Annotated in this window: 17 protein-coding genes; 10 read left to right on the top strand and 7 right to left on the bottom strand. The window is 43.5% G+C overall.

Going from position 1 to position 15,553, the window contains the following annotated elements; translation table 11 throughout:
- The first annotated feature begins 50 nt into the window (after window positions 1-50).
- Together QJR74_RS07970 and galU are read left to right on the top strand one after the other, a co-directional pair.
- Window positions 51-1,064, top strand: coding sequence for a response regulator (locus tag QJR74_RS07970; RefSeq protein ID WP_304371344.1), 1,014 nt, complete (start codon window positions 51-53; stop codon window positions 1,062-1,064).
- A 132-nt stretch (window positions 1,065-1,196) separates the two neighbouring features.
- Window positions 1,197-2,096, top strand: coding sequence for a UTP--glucose-1-phosphate uridylyltransferase GalU (galU, locus tag QJR74_RS07965; RefSeq protein WP_304371343.1), 900 nt, complete (start codon window positions 1,197-1,199; stop codon window positions 2,094-2,096).
- A gap of 51 nt (window positions 2,097-2,147) precedes the next feature.
- Here galU and QJR74_RS07960 read toward each other — a convergent pair whose 3' ends face one another.
- A complete protein-coding gene (locus QJR74_RS07960; RefSeq protein WP_304371342.1) occupies window positions 2,148-2,555 on the bottom strand; it encodes an H-NS family histone-like protein in 408 nt (135 codons plus the stop codon).
- Window positions 2,556-2,727: 172 nt separating this feature from the next.
- On the opposite strand from QJR74_RS07960, the gene QJR74_RS07955 reads away from it, so the two are divergent.
- The 6 genes from QJR74_RS07955 to oppF all read left to right on the top strand — a co-directional run bounded on the left by QJR74_RS07955 (window position 2,728) and on the right by oppF (window position 9,421).
- Window positions 2,728-3,345 carry a thymidine kinase gene (locus tag QJR74_RS07955; RefSeq protein WP_304373998.1) on the top strand — a complete coding sequence of 206 codons (618 nt, stop codon included), beginning with the start codon at window positions 2,728-2,730 and terminating at the stop codon, window positions 3,343-3,345.
- Between the two features lie 559 nt (window positions 3,346-3,904).
- Window positions 3,905-5,512 (top strand): oligopeptide ABC transporter substrate-binding protein OppA, encoded by a 1,608-nt coding sequence (gene oppA, locus QJR74_RS07950; protein WP_441007656.1) that lies wholly within the window; start codon window positions 3,905-3,907, stop codon window positions 5,510-5,512.
- Between the two features lie 67 nt (window positions 5,513-5,579).
- The gene (gene oppB, locus QJR74_RS07945) at window positions 5,580-6,500 is read left to right on the top strand and encodes an oligopeptide ABC transporter permease OppB (protein ID WP_304371340.1); all 921 of its coding nucleotides are present in this window, start codon (window positions 5,580-5,582) and stop codon (window positions 6,498-6,500) included.
- A 13-nt stretch (window positions 6,501-6,513) separates the two neighbouring features.
- Complete coding sequence (gene oppC / locus QJR74_RS07940; RefSeq protein WP_304371339.1) at window positions 6,514-7,422, top strand: oligopeptide ABC transporter permease OppC; 909 nt, start codon at window positions 6,514-6,516, stop codon at window positions 7,420-7,422.
- An 8-nt stretch (window positions 7,423-7,430) separates the two neighbouring features.
- Window positions 7,431-8,417, top strand: coding sequence for an ABC transporter ATP-binding protein (locus QJR74_RS07935; RefSeq protein ID WP_304371338.1), 987 nt, complete (start codon window positions 7,431-7,433; stop codon window positions 8,415-8,417).
- A complete protein-coding gene (gene oppF, locus QJR74_RS07930) occupies window positions 8,414-9,421 on the top strand; it encodes a murein tripeptide/oligopeptide ABC transporter ATP binding protein OppF (RefSeq protein ID WP_304371337.1) in 1,008 nt (335 codons plus the stop codon). The genes QJR74_RS07935 and oppF overlap by 4 nt, the downstream gene beginning before the upstream one ends.
- A 49-nt stretch (window positions 9,422-9,470) precedes the next feature.
- Here oppF and QJR74_RS07925 read toward each other — a convergent pair whose 3' ends face one another.
- The 3 genes from QJR74_RS07925 to QJR74_RS07915 form a co-directional block, all read right to left on the bottom strand.
- Complete coding sequence (locus QJR74_RS07925; protein ID WP_304371336.1) at window positions 9,471-9,794, bottom strand: HI1450 family dsDNA-mimic protein; 324 nt, start codon at window positions 9,792-9,794, stop codon at window positions 9,471-9,473.
- 44 nt (window positions 9,795-9,838) lie between these two features.
- Window positions 9,839-11,305, bottom strand: a complete 1,467-nt coding sequence (cls, locus tag QJR74_RS07920) for a cardiolipin synthase (protein WP_304371335.1) — start codon at window positions 11,303-11,305, stop codon at window positions 9,839-9,841.
- A gap of 226 nt (window positions 11,306-11,531) precedes the next feature.
- The gene (locus tag QJR74_RS07915) at window positions 11,532-11,828 is read right to left on the bottom strand and encodes a YciI family protein (RefSeq protein WP_304373997.1); all 297 of its coding nucleotides are present in this window, start codon (window positions 11,826-11,828) and stop codon (window positions 11,532-11,534) included.
- Between the two features lie 168 nt (window positions 11,829-11,996).
- Between QJR74_RS07915 and QJR74_RS07910 the strand changes: the two genes are divergently transcribed.
- Window positions 11,997-12,767, top strand: a complete 771-nt coding sequence (locus QJR74_RS07910) for an energy transducer TonB (protein WP_304371334.1) — start codon at window positions 11,997-11,999, stop codon at window positions 12,765-12,767.
- Window positions 12,768-12,806: 39 nt separating this feature from the next.
- Here the strand turns inward: QJR74_RS07910 and yciA are convergent, their stop codons facing one another.
- From yciA to QJR74_RS07895, 3 genes are read right to left on the bottom strand one after another with little or no spacing between them, the layout of a single operon-like run.
- The gene (gene yciA / locus QJR74_RS07905) at window positions 12,807-13,229 is read right to left on the bottom strand and encodes an acyl-CoA thioester hydrolase YciA (RefSeq protein WP_304371333.1); all 423 of its coding nucleotides are present in this window, start codon (window positions 13,227-13,229) and stop codon (window positions 12,807-12,809) included.
- 37 nt (window positions 13,230-13,266) lie between these two features.
- Window positions 13,267-13,803 carry a septation protein A gene (locus QJR74_RS07900; protein ID WP_099822802.1) on the bottom strand — a complete coding sequence of 179 codons (537 nt, stop codon included), beginning with the start codon at window positions 13,801-13,803 and terminating at the stop codon, window positions 13,267-13,269.
- 41 nt (window positions 13,804-13,844) lie between these two features.
- Window positions 13,845-14,579 carry a YciC family protein gene (locus QJR74_RS07895; RefSeq protein ID WP_304371332.1) on the bottom strand — a complete coding sequence of 245 codons (735 nt, stop codon included), beginning with the start codon at window positions 14,577-14,579 and terminating at the stop codon, window positions 13,845-13,847.
- 306 nt (window positions 14,580-14,885) lie between these two features.
- Between QJR74_RS07895 and ompW the strand changes: the two genes are divergently transcribed.
- Window positions 14,886-15,518 carry an outer membrane protein OmpW gene (ompW, locus tag QJR74_RS07890; protein WP_304371331.1) on the top strand — a complete coding sequence of 211 codons (633 nt, stop codon included), beginning with the start codon at window positions 14,886-14,888 and terminating at the stop codon, window positions 15,516-15,518.
- Window positions 15,519-15,553: the final 35 nt, after the last annotated feature.

Genomic DNA, 15,553 nt, shown 5'->3' with positions numbered 1-15,553 from the left:
TTTCGCAGAAAGTTTTACTTAGCAAGCAGTATAAATGAAAGTGCAGGTAGATGAGTGTGGAAAATTTCTTAACCAATAAAATTGTGGTAATCATTGACAATGATCCCGTCTGTGACGCGGTACTGGCTGAATTTTTACACTATGCCGGTGCGCAAGTGATAAAAACTGACAGCGGTGAAGAAGGATTAGACCTTGTTGAGCAACATGATGTTACCCTGATTGTCTGCGGTCTCAATCTACTGGACATTCCAGCGGTTCCGCTCATCAAACAATTACATGCCGCGACGGTGCAGACGCCAATTATTGCGTTGACTGATACCCAAGACGTTAATCTTATTGCTGCTGTGATGCGGGCCGGGGTTTATGATGTTATCTTGAAGCCATTAACGGATGTTGTAGCCCTAAAAACCTTACTGGTTGAAGCCGTGTATCCCGATATGTTCAGCTCTCAGATAGATGAAAACGATAAGTTACAGCAAGAATGGAACCATCTGGTTTCTTTTCCTGAAGAATCTCTCGCCTTACTCAGAAATCTGCAACCTCCTGCCCATTTGACTGTTGCTGGATGCCATGTCGGTTATCGTCAACTCAATACTAGTGAAAACAATGGATTAATTATCGATATTGCAGAGTTATCAGACCATGAATTTGGCTTCTATATATTTGATGCAGAGTGGGTAGGAGAGTATGGGGCAGTTACCGCTCTGCTATTTAGAGCATTCTTTAATGATCTATTGAAAAAGCACATTACTTCCCATACTGATTATCTTCCCGCATTAACTTCAGTACTGCATGACTTACAACTTTTGTTAAAAAAGTCTGGGTTGCATGATGAATATCCCTTAGTAATTGGGTATTTTAATCGTTCCCGTGGTCATCTGTTAATCGTAAACAGTGGGTTATCTTGTATCGTTCATCATGACCAAAGGCACACCACTTTGATAAAGGATTTGGCCCTAGGGCGTTATTACCACGATTCTGTCCAAGAACAACGGTTATTATTACAAAGTGCTGAATGTGAAGTGTGGAATGGACCGCGGAAGTTATGGTTACGTTTTTCGTAATTAACTTGATGAACTCTTTTTATACTTAAACTATTTTTATTTTTTCTAGATAATTCTTACTAACTGTTATGATATTATTTAGTTTCTTTAAAGGATGTTTTGGCAATCTGCCAAACTAACGAGGTTTGTTTGATGTCTGCTCCCGTTTCTAAAATTAGAAAAGCTGTAATTCCCGTTGCAGGATTAGGTACTAGAATGTTACCTGCGACAAAAGCTATCCCAAAAGAGATGTTACCGCTGGTTGATAAGCCTTTAATTCAATACGTGGTGAATGAATGTATCGCTGCGGGCATCAATGAAATAGTGTTAGTGACACACTCTTCTAAAAACTCGATTGAAAACCATTTCGATACGAGCTTTGAATTAGAAGCAATGCTTGAAAAACGTGTCAAGCGTCAGCTGTTAGATGAAATTCAAGGGATTTGTCCTCCACACGTGACTATCATGCAAGTCCGTCAAGGCGAGGCGAAAGGGTTAGGTCATGCTGTAATGTGTGCACACCCAGTCGTAGGCAATGAACCTTTTGCGGTAATCTTACCTGATGTCATCATTGATGAATACGAATCTAATCCGAAGAAAGATAACCTTGCTGAAATGTTATCACGCTTCGAATCAACTGGCCGTAGCCAGATCATGGTTGAACCGGTTGAAGACGTGACCGCTTACGGTGTTGTAGACTGCCAAGGTGCGACATTACAACCTGGTGACAGTGCACCAATGGTAGGCGTTGTAGAAAAACCTAAGGCTTCAGAGTCTCCGTCAAACTTAGCGGTAGTAGGTCGTTACGTACTCTCTGCAGACATTTGGCCATTGTTGGCGAAAACCCCTGCGGGCGCGGGTGGAGAAATCCAACTTACTGACTCTATTGCAATGATGATGGAGAAAGAGACTGTCGAAGCTTACCACCTTAAAGGTGTGAGCCACGACTGTGGTAACAAGCTAGGTTACATGCAAGCTTTCGTCGAATACGGTGTTCGTCACCCAGTGTTGGGTGAAGACTTTAAAGCTTGGTTATCAGAGAACGTTAAATAGTTTTTTGAATGCATAGCTTATAAAAAAACCGCCATGAATTGGCGGTTTTTTTTAACTTTTAATTAGGAATTTTTCTAGAGAATCGCCATTATCGAGGGCTTTCTGGATAATTGAAGGGGTACGCCCTTGACCCGTCCAGGTTTGATGGATTCCCGATGAATCAGTGTATTCATATTTTGCCGGGCGTTTTTCACGCGTTTTCTTAACGGCTACTACACTTTTATCTTGTTGCATTAATTCACTGATATCAATACCCTCGGACAGCATCATCTCGCGGATTTTATCGACTCTTTTAGCATGTTCGACGGCTTTAGCGCCTTCACTTGCTTGCTCTTCACGACGTTCTTCGACGATAGCCGTAAATTTATCCACTATGTCGCAGAGAGTTTCTAAAGAGAAATTACGGGCTTCAGCACGTAACAAACGGTAGTTGTTTAAGGAAAGAAGTTGGCCACTCATTAGTGATCCTCGTCGGAAAATTCCATTAGTAATTTTTATGATATTACCTAGGGTTATCTTATTGCAACTTGTTCCCGTAGCGAAAGCATTTATTATCCGCCGAGATTTAATCCCCTGATGCAAAAGGGGCTATGGTATGATCGGGCTTTACATTTTTAATGAGAATCCTTCCGTGGCACAGCTCTATTTTTACTATTCTGCGATGAATGCAGGAAAATCTACGTCTCTATTACAGTCCTCTTACAATTATCAGGAAAGGGGAATGCGCACTTTAATTTTTACTGCAGAGATTGACGATCGATATGGTAAGGGACGTGTTGCGTCGAGAATAGGCTTATCCAGTAGTGCCGCACTTTTTAGTCCAGGTACTGATCTCTTTCATGAGATTAAACAGGCTAATGAAACACAAGAGCTTCATTGTATCTTAATTGATGAGTCGCAGTTTCTAACTCGTGAACAAGTGAAACAACTAACCTATGTTACTGACCATTTGAATATACCCGTATTGTGTTACGGCTTAAGAACTGATTTTCGCGGTGAATTATTTCAAGGGAGTTTATATTTACTTGCCTGGGCAGACAAACTCGTAGAGTTGAAAACAGTGTGTCATTGTGGCCGTAAGGCGAATATGGTGCTGCGGTTAAATGCTGAGGGTCGTCCCTTCCATGATGGGGCGCAAGTGGTTATCGGTGGTAATGATCAATATATTTCGGTATGCCGTAAGCATTATTGGCAAGCGATTGAGCAGGGCGGCGAAGAAGCTATTTTCGGTAAGATTTCCTCAGATTAATCGATAATTTTTATCATGAAGGTTGGTGCAGATAAAATAGTCTGCACTTTCTTAGTGCCATGTTGCTGGCTGAGTGAGGTTTTGCATTATTTAAGTGCATTATGCTGAAATGGTGCACTTATTTGGTGCTGATATTTATTTCATTAATAATACTTTAGTATCTATTCACGACTCTGATACATTCCTTCCTAATAGTTTAAACACTTTAATCAAATTTAAATATCGTTTAGGTTAATTACTTACCGCTCGATCAATAGTGGCGATTCTGGCATAAATATTGCTTATAGTTATTTATAGGGACAAATCCCGATCAATCAGTAGATGCTCTTATAGGTGCATGTATTAATAGTGAACAATGTGATGATTATCAGTGAGGTCCATCACATAGCGTTCACGATAGACTACTAACTTGACCGCTTAACGCGTAAAAAAATTGTCAATTGTCTGTAAGGTTGATGAAAGAGTGAGTCGTTGGACAGACAGGAATCGGGCCGGGGAAAAACCCTATAATTATAATGAAAATGTGTGGAGTCGTAACATGAAATTGACTAAGAACGTAATGGCTACTGCTGTCTTAATGGCGCTGACGGCGGGGCAGTCGGTAATTGCTGCACAAGTTCCAGCAGGGGTACAGCTTGCCGAAAATCAGACGCTAATTAAGGGTAATGGTGGGGAAGTTCAATCACTAGACCCGCATAAAATTGAGGGTGTGCCTGAAAGTAACGTCAGCCACGATCTGTTTGAAGGATTAGCAATTTCTAATAACCAAGGACAAGTGGTTCCAGGTGTAGCAGAGAGTTGGGAGCAAAAGGATAACAAAGTATGGACTTTCCATTTGCGTAAAGAGGCTAAGTGGTCGAACGGTAAACCGGTGACTGCGCAAGACTTTGTTTTTAGCTGGCAGCGTTTAGCCGATCCGAAAACGGCTTCTCCTTATGCGAGTTTCTTGCAATATGGTCATGTCGAGAATATCGATGCGATTATTGCCGGTAAACTTCCGCCAGAGAAATTGGGTGTGAAGGCTTTAGACGATCACACTTTACAAGTTACGCTCTCCGAAGCTATTCCCTATTTCTATAAATTAACCATCTATGCTGCGATGTCACCGGTTTATGCCCCAGCGATTAAAGCCTATGGCGACCAATGGACCTCTCCAGAACATTGGGTCAGTAACGGCGCCTATACATTAGCTAGCCACACTGTTAATGAAAGTATTGTGGTCGTCCGAAATAAAAACTATTGGGATAACGCTCATACTGTTATTAACAAAGTGACCTTCCTACCGATCGCTTCAGAAGTCACGGACGTAAACCGCTATTTCTCGGACAACGGTAGTGACATAACCTACAATAATTTACCTATTGAGCTATTTAAAAAATTACAGAAAAATAATCCTAAAGAGCTGCACGTCGACCCTTTCCTCTGTACTTATTATTATGAAATAAATAATAAAAAAGCGCCTTTCAATGACGTTAAAGTCAGAACAGCCCTTAAGTTAGGGTTAGACCGCGATATTATTGTGAATAAAGTCTTGGCCCAAGGGCAAACCCCTGCCTATAGCTTCACTAATCCGGCAACCGATGGTGTTCAAATCGATAAGCCAGAGTGGTTCTCTTGGAGTCAAGAGAAACGGAATGAAGAAGCCAAAAAACTTTTACAAGAAGCAGGGTATGGTCCTAATCATCCTCTTCAGTTCTCACTGCTATATAACACTTCAGATCTTCACAAAAAACTCGCCATCGCAGCGGCGGCGATTTGGAAGAAAAATATCGGTGTTAATGTGACACTGGTCAACCAAGAGTGGAAAACTTATATTGATTCTCGTCACCAAGGCAGTTTCGATGTGGCGCGCGCAGGGTGGTGTGCGGATTATAATGAACCGAGTTCGTTCCTCAATTATATGTTATCTAACAGTTCGAATAACACCTCGTTCTTCAAAGATAAGAATTTTGATAACGAGATGGCGAAGAGTGTTAAAGCGACAGATGAGGCCAGCCGAAGTGAGGCTTATCGCCAGGCTGAGAAAATATTGGACCAACAATCCGCAGATATCCCCGTATTCTATTATGCTAACACGCGTTTAGTTAAACCTTACGTCGGGGGCTATACGGGTAAAGATCCACTCGATAATGTTTATGATAAAGACCTCTATATTATTAAGCACTAATTTTACAGGCAATCCCGGTGTGAAAGCGCCGGGTTAACTCGTTTACTTAAGCCTGATAGGTGAAGCAATGTTAACATTTATTTTCCGTCGGTTTGTTGAAGCCATTCCGACTCTATTTATACTTATTACGATCTCTTTCTTTATGATGCGTTTGGCACCCGGGAGTCCTTTTACCAGCGAGCGCAGTTTATCTCCGGAAGTGATGGCCAATATTGAAGCTAAATATCATCTCAATGAGCCAATCGGCCAACAATATTTTAACTATCTCGTGCAACTCGCGCACGGCGACTTTGGCCCTTCATTTAAATACAAAGACTATTCTGTAAACTATTTAGTCGGCCAAGCCTTTCCTGTTTCTGCCAAACTGGGGCTAATAGCCTTTGTTTTTGCGTTAGTGGTCGGGGTCAGTGCCGGAATTTTTGCCGCATTAAAGCAAAATAGCTGGGTAGATTATACCGTAATGGGAATTGCCATGACGGGGGTCGTGATACCGAGTTTTGTGGTCGCGCCCTTACTGGTGATGCTGTTTGCTATATCGCTAAAATGGCTACCCGGCGGAGGTTGGAACGGTGGTCAATGGCAGTATGTGCTGTTGCCTATGCTGGCACTCTCACTGGCCTATATTGCCAGTATTGCCCGGATCATGCGTGGCTCGATGATAGAGGTAATGCACTCTAATTATATTCGTACCGCCAGGGCCAAAGGCCTCCCCATATCCAGAATCGTACTACGTCATGCCTTACGCCCCGCATTATTACCTGTTATCTCCTATATGGGACCGGCTTTTGTCGGCATTATCACCGGTTCAATGGTAATTGAGTCAATCTTCGGTCTGCCGGGAATTGGACAGCTGTTCGTTAATGGGGCATTAAATCGTGACTACTCCTTGGTCATGAGCCTGACGATTTTAGTCGGGGTATTAACCATAGTCTTTAATGCGATTGTTGACGTGCTCTATGCCGTTATCGATCCGAAAATTCGTTATTAAGCTGGAGACCCGCATGTTAGCAAGTAAAAAAAATAGTCAGGCGGTCGAAGCTTTCACCGAGCAACTCGATATTGAAGGGCGTAGTTTATGGCAAGATGCCCGTAGACGTTTCATTCATAACCGTGCAGCACTCTTCAGCTTAATTGTCTTACTGTTAATTGTTCTATTCGTCATCTTTGCTCCAGTGTTGTCATCGTTTACCTACGACGATACAGATTGGTCGATGATGTCAGCTGCACCCGATTTAGCTTCAAAGCACTACTTCGGTACCGATTCTTCAGGTCGTGATTTACTGGTCCGCGTAGCGATTGGTGGTAGGATTTCATTAATGGTAGGTGTTGCCTCGGCAATCATCGCGGTAATCGTAGGTACTTTTTACGGTTCCTTAGCAGGGTATCTGGGGGGAAAAGTCGATGCGATCATGATGCGCATACTAGAAATTCTAAACTCCTTTCCCTTCATGTTCTTTGTGATTTTGTTAGTGACTTTTTTTGGCCGAAACATTCTTCTTATCTTTGTGGCAATAGGAATGGTGTCTTGGCTAGATATGGCGCGGATAGTACGCGGACAAACGTTAGGACTAAAGCGCAAAGAGTTCATTGAAGCGGCACAAGTCGGTGGCGTTTCCACCTTCAAAATTGTTAGCCGTCATATTGTGCCAAATGTGTTGGGTGTTGTTGTGGTTTATGCTTCGTTATTAGTCCCCAGTATGATTTTGTTTGAATCTTTTCTCAGCTTTTTAGGTCTTGGCACTCAAGAACCGCTCAGCAGTTGGGGGGCTTTACTCAGTGACGGGGCCAATTCAATGGAAGTTTCTCCTTGGTTATTACTGTTCCCGGCGGGATTCCTAGTTATCACACTGTTTTGTTTTAATTTTATCGGCGATGGCTTACGCGATGCGCTTGATCCTAAAGACCGCTAGGAGGGACAATGACTTCATTAACACAGCATCCATTACTGCTTGATGTCAAAGATTTACGCGTCACTTTTAGTACGCATGATGGTGATGTCACTGCCGTCAATGATTTGAACTTCTCCCTAAAACCAGGCGAAACCTTAGGTATCGTTGGTGAGTCAGGTTCAGGAAAATCGCAAACTGCCTTTGCCCTGATGGGATTATTGGCTAAGAACGGTCGCATTGGCGGATCTGCTCGCTTTAATGGCCAAGAAATTCTTAACCTCCCTGAAGCTCAGTTAAATAGACTGCGGGCGGAAGAGATGGCCATGATTTTCCAGGACCCGATGACCTCGCTCAATCCCTATATGAAAGTGGGTGACCAACTCATCGAAGTGCTTCGACTGCATAAGGGAATGAGTAAGAAAGAGGCGTTTACGCACTCCCTGCAGATGCTAGATGCTGTTAAGATGCCGGAAGCACAGAAGCGAATGGCCATGTATCCGCATGAGTTTTCCGGAGGTATGCGCCAAAGGGTGATGATCGCCATGGCGTTACTTTGCCAGCCAAAACTGTTAATTGCCGATGAACCCACTACCGCCTTGGATGTGACGGTCCAAGCGCAGATCATGACCTTATTAAATGAGCTTAAACATGAGTTTAATACGGCAATCATCATGATTACCCACGATCTTGGGGTAGTCGCGGGTATTTGTGACAAAGTTTTAGTGATGTACGCGGGCCGAACAATGGAATATGGCAGCGCACGGGATATTTTTTATCAGCCGGTACACCCTTATTCTCAAGGATTACTCAGTGCCGTGCCACGTTTAGATAGCGATGAAGAGAGCTTGTTGACGATTCCGGGCAACCCTCCTAATTTATTACGCCTTCCTAGTGGCTGTCCTTTCCAACCACGCTGTGCTTACGCTACGGACATTTGTCGCCAATCGCCACAACTCGAAGCATTTGCAGAAGGGCGCCTACGCGCTTGCCACCATCCCTTGGAGGTCGCACGATGAACGATATCGCGCTACAAGATAGAAAAGTTTTACTCGAAATCGCGGATTTGCGTGTCCATTTTGAGATTAAAGAGGGGCAGCAATGGTTTTGGCAGCCTAAAAAGAGCTTAAAGGCGGTAGATGGTGTCAGCCTGCGTCTTTACGAAGGAGAAACCTTAGGAGTGGTCGGGGAATCGGGTTGCGGTAAATCGACGCTTGCCCGTGCGATCATCGGCCTTGTTAAAGCACAAGGAGGAAGAGTCACTTGGTTAGGTAAAGATCTTTTGGGTCAAGATGATAAAGCTTGGCGTGATGCGCGTACTGATATCCAAATGATTTTCCAAGATCCCCTGGCTTCACTGAATCCCCGCATGACTGTCGGTGATATTATTGCCGAACCATTAAGGACTTATCATCCAAAGATGTCAAAGCATGAAGTCAGTGAAAAAGTCCGGGCGATGATGATGAAAGTGGGGCTATTACCTAACCTGATTAACCGTTACCCACATGAGTTTTCAGGCGGACAATGTCAACGTATCGGTATTGCTCGGGCCTTGATACTCGAGCCAAAATTAGTGATTTGTGATGAACCCGTATCTGCCTTAGATGTCTCGATTCAAGCTCAAGTGGTGAATTTGCTGCAAAAATTACAACGGGAGATGGGATTATCACTTATTTTTATCGCGCATGATTTGGCGGTCGTAAAACACATTTCAGATCGGGTGTTAGTGATGTATTTAGGCCATGCGGTTGAGTTGGGAACCTATGACCAAGTTTATCATCAGCCGTTACACCCTTATACCCAAGCGTTGATGTCTGCCGTACCTATTCCAGACCCTGATAAAGAGATGACTAAGCAGGTACAGTTACTTGAAGGGGAACTTCCTTCACCCATTAATCCTCCTTCAGGCTGTGTTTTTCGTACTCGTTGCCCGCAGGCGGTAGCTGAGTGTGCGAAGACTAAACCCGTATTAGAAGGTAACTTCAGTCATGCAGTATCCTGTTTGAAAGCCGATCCCCTTTAACGAAAAACGCCCTAGTTTGAGCTAGGGCGTCCAACCGATAAAGAGTGAATTACTCTCTCCATAATATATGGCAGAGTTTATGATTTTTTTCTCTACAAAGTAGAATTCGGGCAAAAATATCGGTAATCGGGGCGTCCTCATCCTCCCCTAAGCCAATAATGACTTCAGAAAAAAAATCCGGATTTAAGTCAAAATCCACATGCTCTTCCCAATCTGCTGAGGGGTCGTGAAGCTCAGCGCCTCCACGAGATTCAAATTGTAAATTAAAGAGAATTGTGTCTGCAGGATCTAAGTTGTCAGCAGCTAGCTCCAAGAAAATATCATAGGCCTGCTCAAGTGTTTCATCTTCGGTAAGGCGATTATTTAAATCCATAAGTAACCTAGTTATTTTCAGTGAGAATAGAGTTCAACGCAGTTTTACAATAATGGACTCAAGAAGTAAAACAATCGTTCGACAATCCGTTTCCAGTAAGCACGGTGCGACCATGATTCCTTAGAAAGGAGGGTTGAACGCGCAATATAATCTTGTTGCACACAATCTAAATCATTCCCGAAATCCGCATCGTCAATGACTAAGGTAATTTCAAAGTTTAACCACAAGCTACGCATATCTAAATTGACGGTGCCGATTAAGCTGAGTTCTCCATCAATTAAGACGCTTTTCGTATGAAGGAGGTCTTCCTCGAAAAGATAAATATTCACTCCTGCATCAAGCAGTTCGGTGAAAAATGCTCGGCTTGCCCAGCCGACGAGTAGCGAATCATTTTTGCGCGGCACAATCAAGCTGACCTCAACACCACGGTATGCAGCAGTACAAATGGCGTGTAAAAGGTCATCACTAGGAACGAAATAAGGAGTAGTCATAATCAAGCTTTCACGAGCGGCATAAATGGCCGTTAACAGTGCTTGATGGATAAGATCTTCAGGAAACCCTGGGCCTGAAGCAATAACATGAATGGTGTGCCCTGAGGACTGCTCGAATGGCATACTTACACGCTCAGGCAAAGGGGGAAGGACTCTCTCACCGGTTTCGATTTCCCAATCGCAAGAGTAAACGATCCCTAATGTAGTCGCTACGGGTCCTTCCATCCGTGCCATTAAATCTACCCACTGGCCGACGCCTGCATCTTGCTTAAAGAAGCGCGGATCGACCATATTCATGCTACCAGTGTAGGCGATAGCGTTATCAATTAGGACGATTTTTCTATGCTGACGTAAATCTAGGCGACGGAGAAAAAAGCGGAAAATATTAACAGGAAGTGCCTGAATCACCTCAATACCGGCATGTCGCATACGTTCAGGCCATGCACTTTTGAAAAATTGGCGGCTCCCCGCACAATCAAGTAGTACTCGACAGACAACACCTCTGCGCGCAGCACTAATTAGGGCATTAGCAACATGGTCACTTTTCCCCCCGGGCTGCCAAATATAAAAAACCATTTCAATGGTACGGTGGGCAAGATTAATGTCCCGGATCAACGCATTCATCACATCTGGTGCGCTGGTGAGGAGTTGCAGCTGATTGCCTTTCACCCCCGGGATCCCTTGTCGGTTTTCACAGAGGTTAAAGAGACTACTGGCCACATCGCTGGTGTGGGTCGCAAAAATATGCTGACAGCTTTTTAACTCTTGTAGCCAGTGTGCAGTAGCTGGCCACATACTGCGTGCACGCTCAGCTCGCCGCCGGCCGAGATATAATTCACCGAAAGCGATATACGCAATAACGCCGACGAGGGGGAGAAAGAAAATAATCAGTAACCATACCATTGAGGAAGAGACGGTACGGCGTTTTATCAGGATTCGTATAGTAACACTCGCGATCAATAGCCAGTAGCTAAAGAGAATGACACCATTAAGTAGGCCATAGAAAGTCGCAGAGGTCATAGGCAGTATCGAATCCCCAAATAAAGTTGAGTGTAGTGTACGTGGAGTATTAGGAATGTAAACCAATTCCGGATTTTTACTCGGGAGGCGAATGGGAAAGGGCAAAGACTATGAAGCAAATCAGGCTAAGAAAAGATAAAGGGAAAAATTGGTAATAGTAAAATGTGTTTAAAAGCTAGCGGAGAGGTATTTAAATCATCCCCGCTCAGCAGAAATTAGTAGCCCATCAAAAAACGCGTTTAAACGGGCGCACGGTAACGTTTTGGTAAATGCCTGCAGCAACGTAAGGATCGTCATTAGCCCAGGTTTGTGCCTCATCTAAAGATGAAAATTCAGCAATGATTACGGAACCGGAGAAACCTGCATGACCAGGTTCTTCACTATCTGCAATCGGCATGGGACCTGCGGTAAGCAAACGATCTTCATCTTTTAAAATTTGTAATCGAGCCAAATGGGCTGCTCGTACACTTAAACGCTTCTCTAGCGAATCTTTATTATCTTCGGCATAAATGACGTAAAGCACAGGAATACCTTTGTCGGTAGGGTAAAAGATGAAAGTTACTGCAATATGACCTAGGGCGCAATTAAAAAGCATCGGTGACCAAATTTCTTTGGCTGTAATGAAAACAGCATTGAAACTGATTGCTATTTGCATTTAGAATATCGGTAATACATTGAGCGAAAGAATACTATGAGCAGTCTAACCGAAGAGTTACCTAAACGTGGATCGATTGCGACAATCGTCTCTATTGCATTACATGGTGCAGTCATTGCAGGATTACTCTATGCCTCGATGAACCGTGAATTCCAATTGCCGCCTCCCCAGCAAGCAATAAATGTTTCTTTGGTCGCACCTGAAGTTCAGCCGGAGCTTGCTGCGAAAAGTGCCGCGGCAACCCCGCAACCTGTCTCAACAGCTGAGTCAACGCCTGAGGTTGAACAGCCAACTGTAGAGCATAAGGTTGAAATTCCGGTTGAAAAACCGAAGCCCAAGCCGGTTAAAAAAGTCATCCCTAAACCGGTCCACCATGAGAAACCCAAGCCGGTGGTACATAAGCCAGTAGAAAAACCGGTCGAACATAAGGCGCCACCTGCACAAGATAATCCGTTTAATCAACAGAATACGCAGCCGCAAACACGTGCACAAACAGCGCCACAAAAATCAACAGACCAACAGAAAAGTGTGTCTGAAGGTAAGCCACAACGTTTGGCAACCGTTAATCCCGCTTATCCAGCACGTGCCTTAGCGTTACATGTTGAAGGCCGTGTTCGAGTTAAGTTTGATGTTGACGCAACAGGTGCCGTCGATAACATCGAAATTGTTTCGGCTGAGCCAAGAGGAATGTTTGATCGAGAAGTTAGAAATGCCATTAAACGCTGGCGTTATGCACCGGGGCATCCGGCTCAAGGTCAGACCTTCAATATTATCTTCAGAATTGATGGAAGTTCATCGATCGAATAGAAAACTAAAGCGTGAAGGCAGCTTCACGCTTTTTCTGTATTAACGACAGTGGGCGAGTCCTTGTGCATGCTCTGGAAGTGCACGTGATTTACCCTGTTCGTCCACGGCTACATAAATGAAAACCGCTTCTGTTGTACAATAACGTTGTCCAATCGGTTCGGAAGATACTTTCTTAATCCAGACCTCCACGTTAATGGTAATTGAACTATGGCCGGTCTTGATACAACTCGCATAACAGCTGACAACGTCACCCACTGCAACCGGTTTTAGAAAGGTCATACCATCGACACGAAGGGTGACAACGCGACCCTCAGCAATTTCCTTAGCCAAGATCGCGCCACCCATATCCATCTGTGACATAACCCAGCCGCCGAAAATATCCCCATTGGCATTGGTATCCGCGGGCATTGCCAGGGTACGCAGGACCATCTCACCTTGCGGGCTTCGTAAATTTTCGCTCATAACATTGCTCCAGATTACATCTATTTATAAGTTATTATTATTTGTCGGTTTGTGGCATATGACGCCAAATGAAAAGTCCATTCACTAAGGTAAAAACAACGGTCAAAATAGTTAAGCCGAACATTTTAAAGTTAACCCAAACGGCTTCAGGCTGCCAGAACGCAACATAGACATTCAGTGCGCCACAGAAGATAAAAAAGAGTACCCAAGCATAAGTCAGCTTGCGCCACAAACTATCCGGAAGTTGCACCTCTTTCCCTAACATTGACTGAATAATCGGTTTTTTCATAAAAAACTGACTATAAAGTAGTGCCAAAGCAAAGAAACCATAAATAGCGGTTACCTTCCATTTAATAAATTCATTGTTATGGAAAATAAGGGTCAATGACCCAAAAAGGGTAACCAAAATAAAGGTCACCCACGTCATTTTTTCTATTTTACGGTAGATAAACCAGGTTGCGATCAAGGCTAATGCTGAAGCGATAATCAATGCTCCTGAAGCCACGAAAATATCGTAGAGCTTGTAACAGATATAAAAAGCGACTAAAGGTAAAAAATCGAGCAACTGTTTCATTTTATTGTCCTAATGCAGCCTAAAAGTAGGCTGCATGGTGATTAACGAATCTGGGCAGTAATACGATAGAGATAGATCAATAACAATGCTGAGGTTAAGTGGGCTAATACATTGCTAATAAGCAGAATGATGCTGTTAGGCATTAAGCCAAAGCTACCAAAGATAAAGGTCAACGCAATCCTTACGACGAACCAGGCGATAACCGCTGGTGCGATAAGACGGATATTTTTCCACACTAACGGCACACTCTGTTTCATCGTTTTCAGTAATCCACGATCATTTTCGAGCAGGAGTACAGGGGATAAAGAGAATAACACCATGAGTATCACCCCAGGTACAATCAACACGTAAAAGCCGAGTTGTACAATGGTGGTGAGCAAAAATGTTTGAATAAGTAGACGTGGCCACACTGGTGCACTGGCACCGATAGCGCGAATTGCGCTCGTTGCTTGCCCTTGAGCCGTTGCAGATAAGTATTTGAGTACTCCGCCTACCAATAAAGTATTACCGATCAGAGCAGAAAAGGTCATTACGGCCGAGATGTGCATTAAAACACTACGTTGATCCTCACTCATGTCTTTAATTAGACCAAAAAGCGAGTCGGTACTTTCACCACTTTTTAAAAAGTCGCTTAGTGGGTCTGTTGAGGGGATGAAAGTTTTTAGTAACAATACTGTAACAAAGGCTGAGAGCAGTGAGATCAATATCAACGGCTTGAAATGCTGCTTAAACTGCTGGGCAGCGTCACGGTAAAATTGATTGGCCGTGAGGGACATGAAAACTCCTTGATGTATAGGGAAAACTTGACCCAATTGTACATGGATAAAGTGGGAACTGGCACAGGACTTACATAACTTTCTATTATATCGATTTTTGAGCATTAATGGGTAACTGCTTGATAAAAGAGTTAATTGCTCGAAGGGAAATACTGTATCTAAATTGATCTCGATCAAGGCATTGTTTTATATAGAATAATTGCTTCATTATTCACATGAATTTCGTCGATAAACGCGACAGAATAGGCACAATAATTATAGGTGTTTACGTTTCGTCATTTTTTATCGATAAATTCAGGAGTTATTATGGAAGCGCGTAAAATTATGTTAGCCATGGCTCTACTCTTCCCAGCAATGGCCTCTGCCCACCAAGCGGGTGATTTTTTTATTCGTGGCGGAGCAGCGTTAGTCCGTCCAACGGGAAATTCCGATAATGTATTAGGACTGGGTTCATTTAATGTCAGCAATAACACTCAACTTGGGCTAACATTTACCTATATGGCAACAGACCATATTGGTGTGGAGCTTCTCGCTGCGACTCCCTTCAGACATAAAGTCGGCTTACGCTCCACCGGTAATATTGCCACGGTGCACCAACTCCCCCCCACCTTGATGGCACAATATTATTTTCTGGATAGCAGCGAAAAATTCCAACCCTATGTTGGCGCAGGTATCAACTACACAACCTTCTTCGATAATAAGTTCAATAATACTGGCCGCCAAGCAGGCTTGTCAGACTTACGTCTCAAAGATTCGTGGGGTTATGCTGCGCAAGCAGGTATGGATTATCAATTAAATGATCATTGGATGCTAAATGCTTCAGTATGGTATATGGATATTAAAACGAAAGTTCGCTTTAAAGCAGCGGGGGAATCACACTCAATTGATACTAAAATCAACCCAGTGGTATTTTTCTTAGGAGCAGGTTACAAGTTCTAAATTTAAAAAAAGGCCGTATTAACGGCCTTTACCTT

It is taken from the genome of Tatumella ptyseos (assembly GCF_030552895.1).
GTDB classification, from domain to species: Bacteria; Pseudomonadota; Gammaproteobacteria; order Enterobacterales; family Enterobacteriaceae; genus Rosenbergiella; species Rosenbergiella ptyseos_A.
Note: the sequence above shows the minus strand (reverse complement) of the source record. Positions and strands in the feature narration are given on the sequence as shown.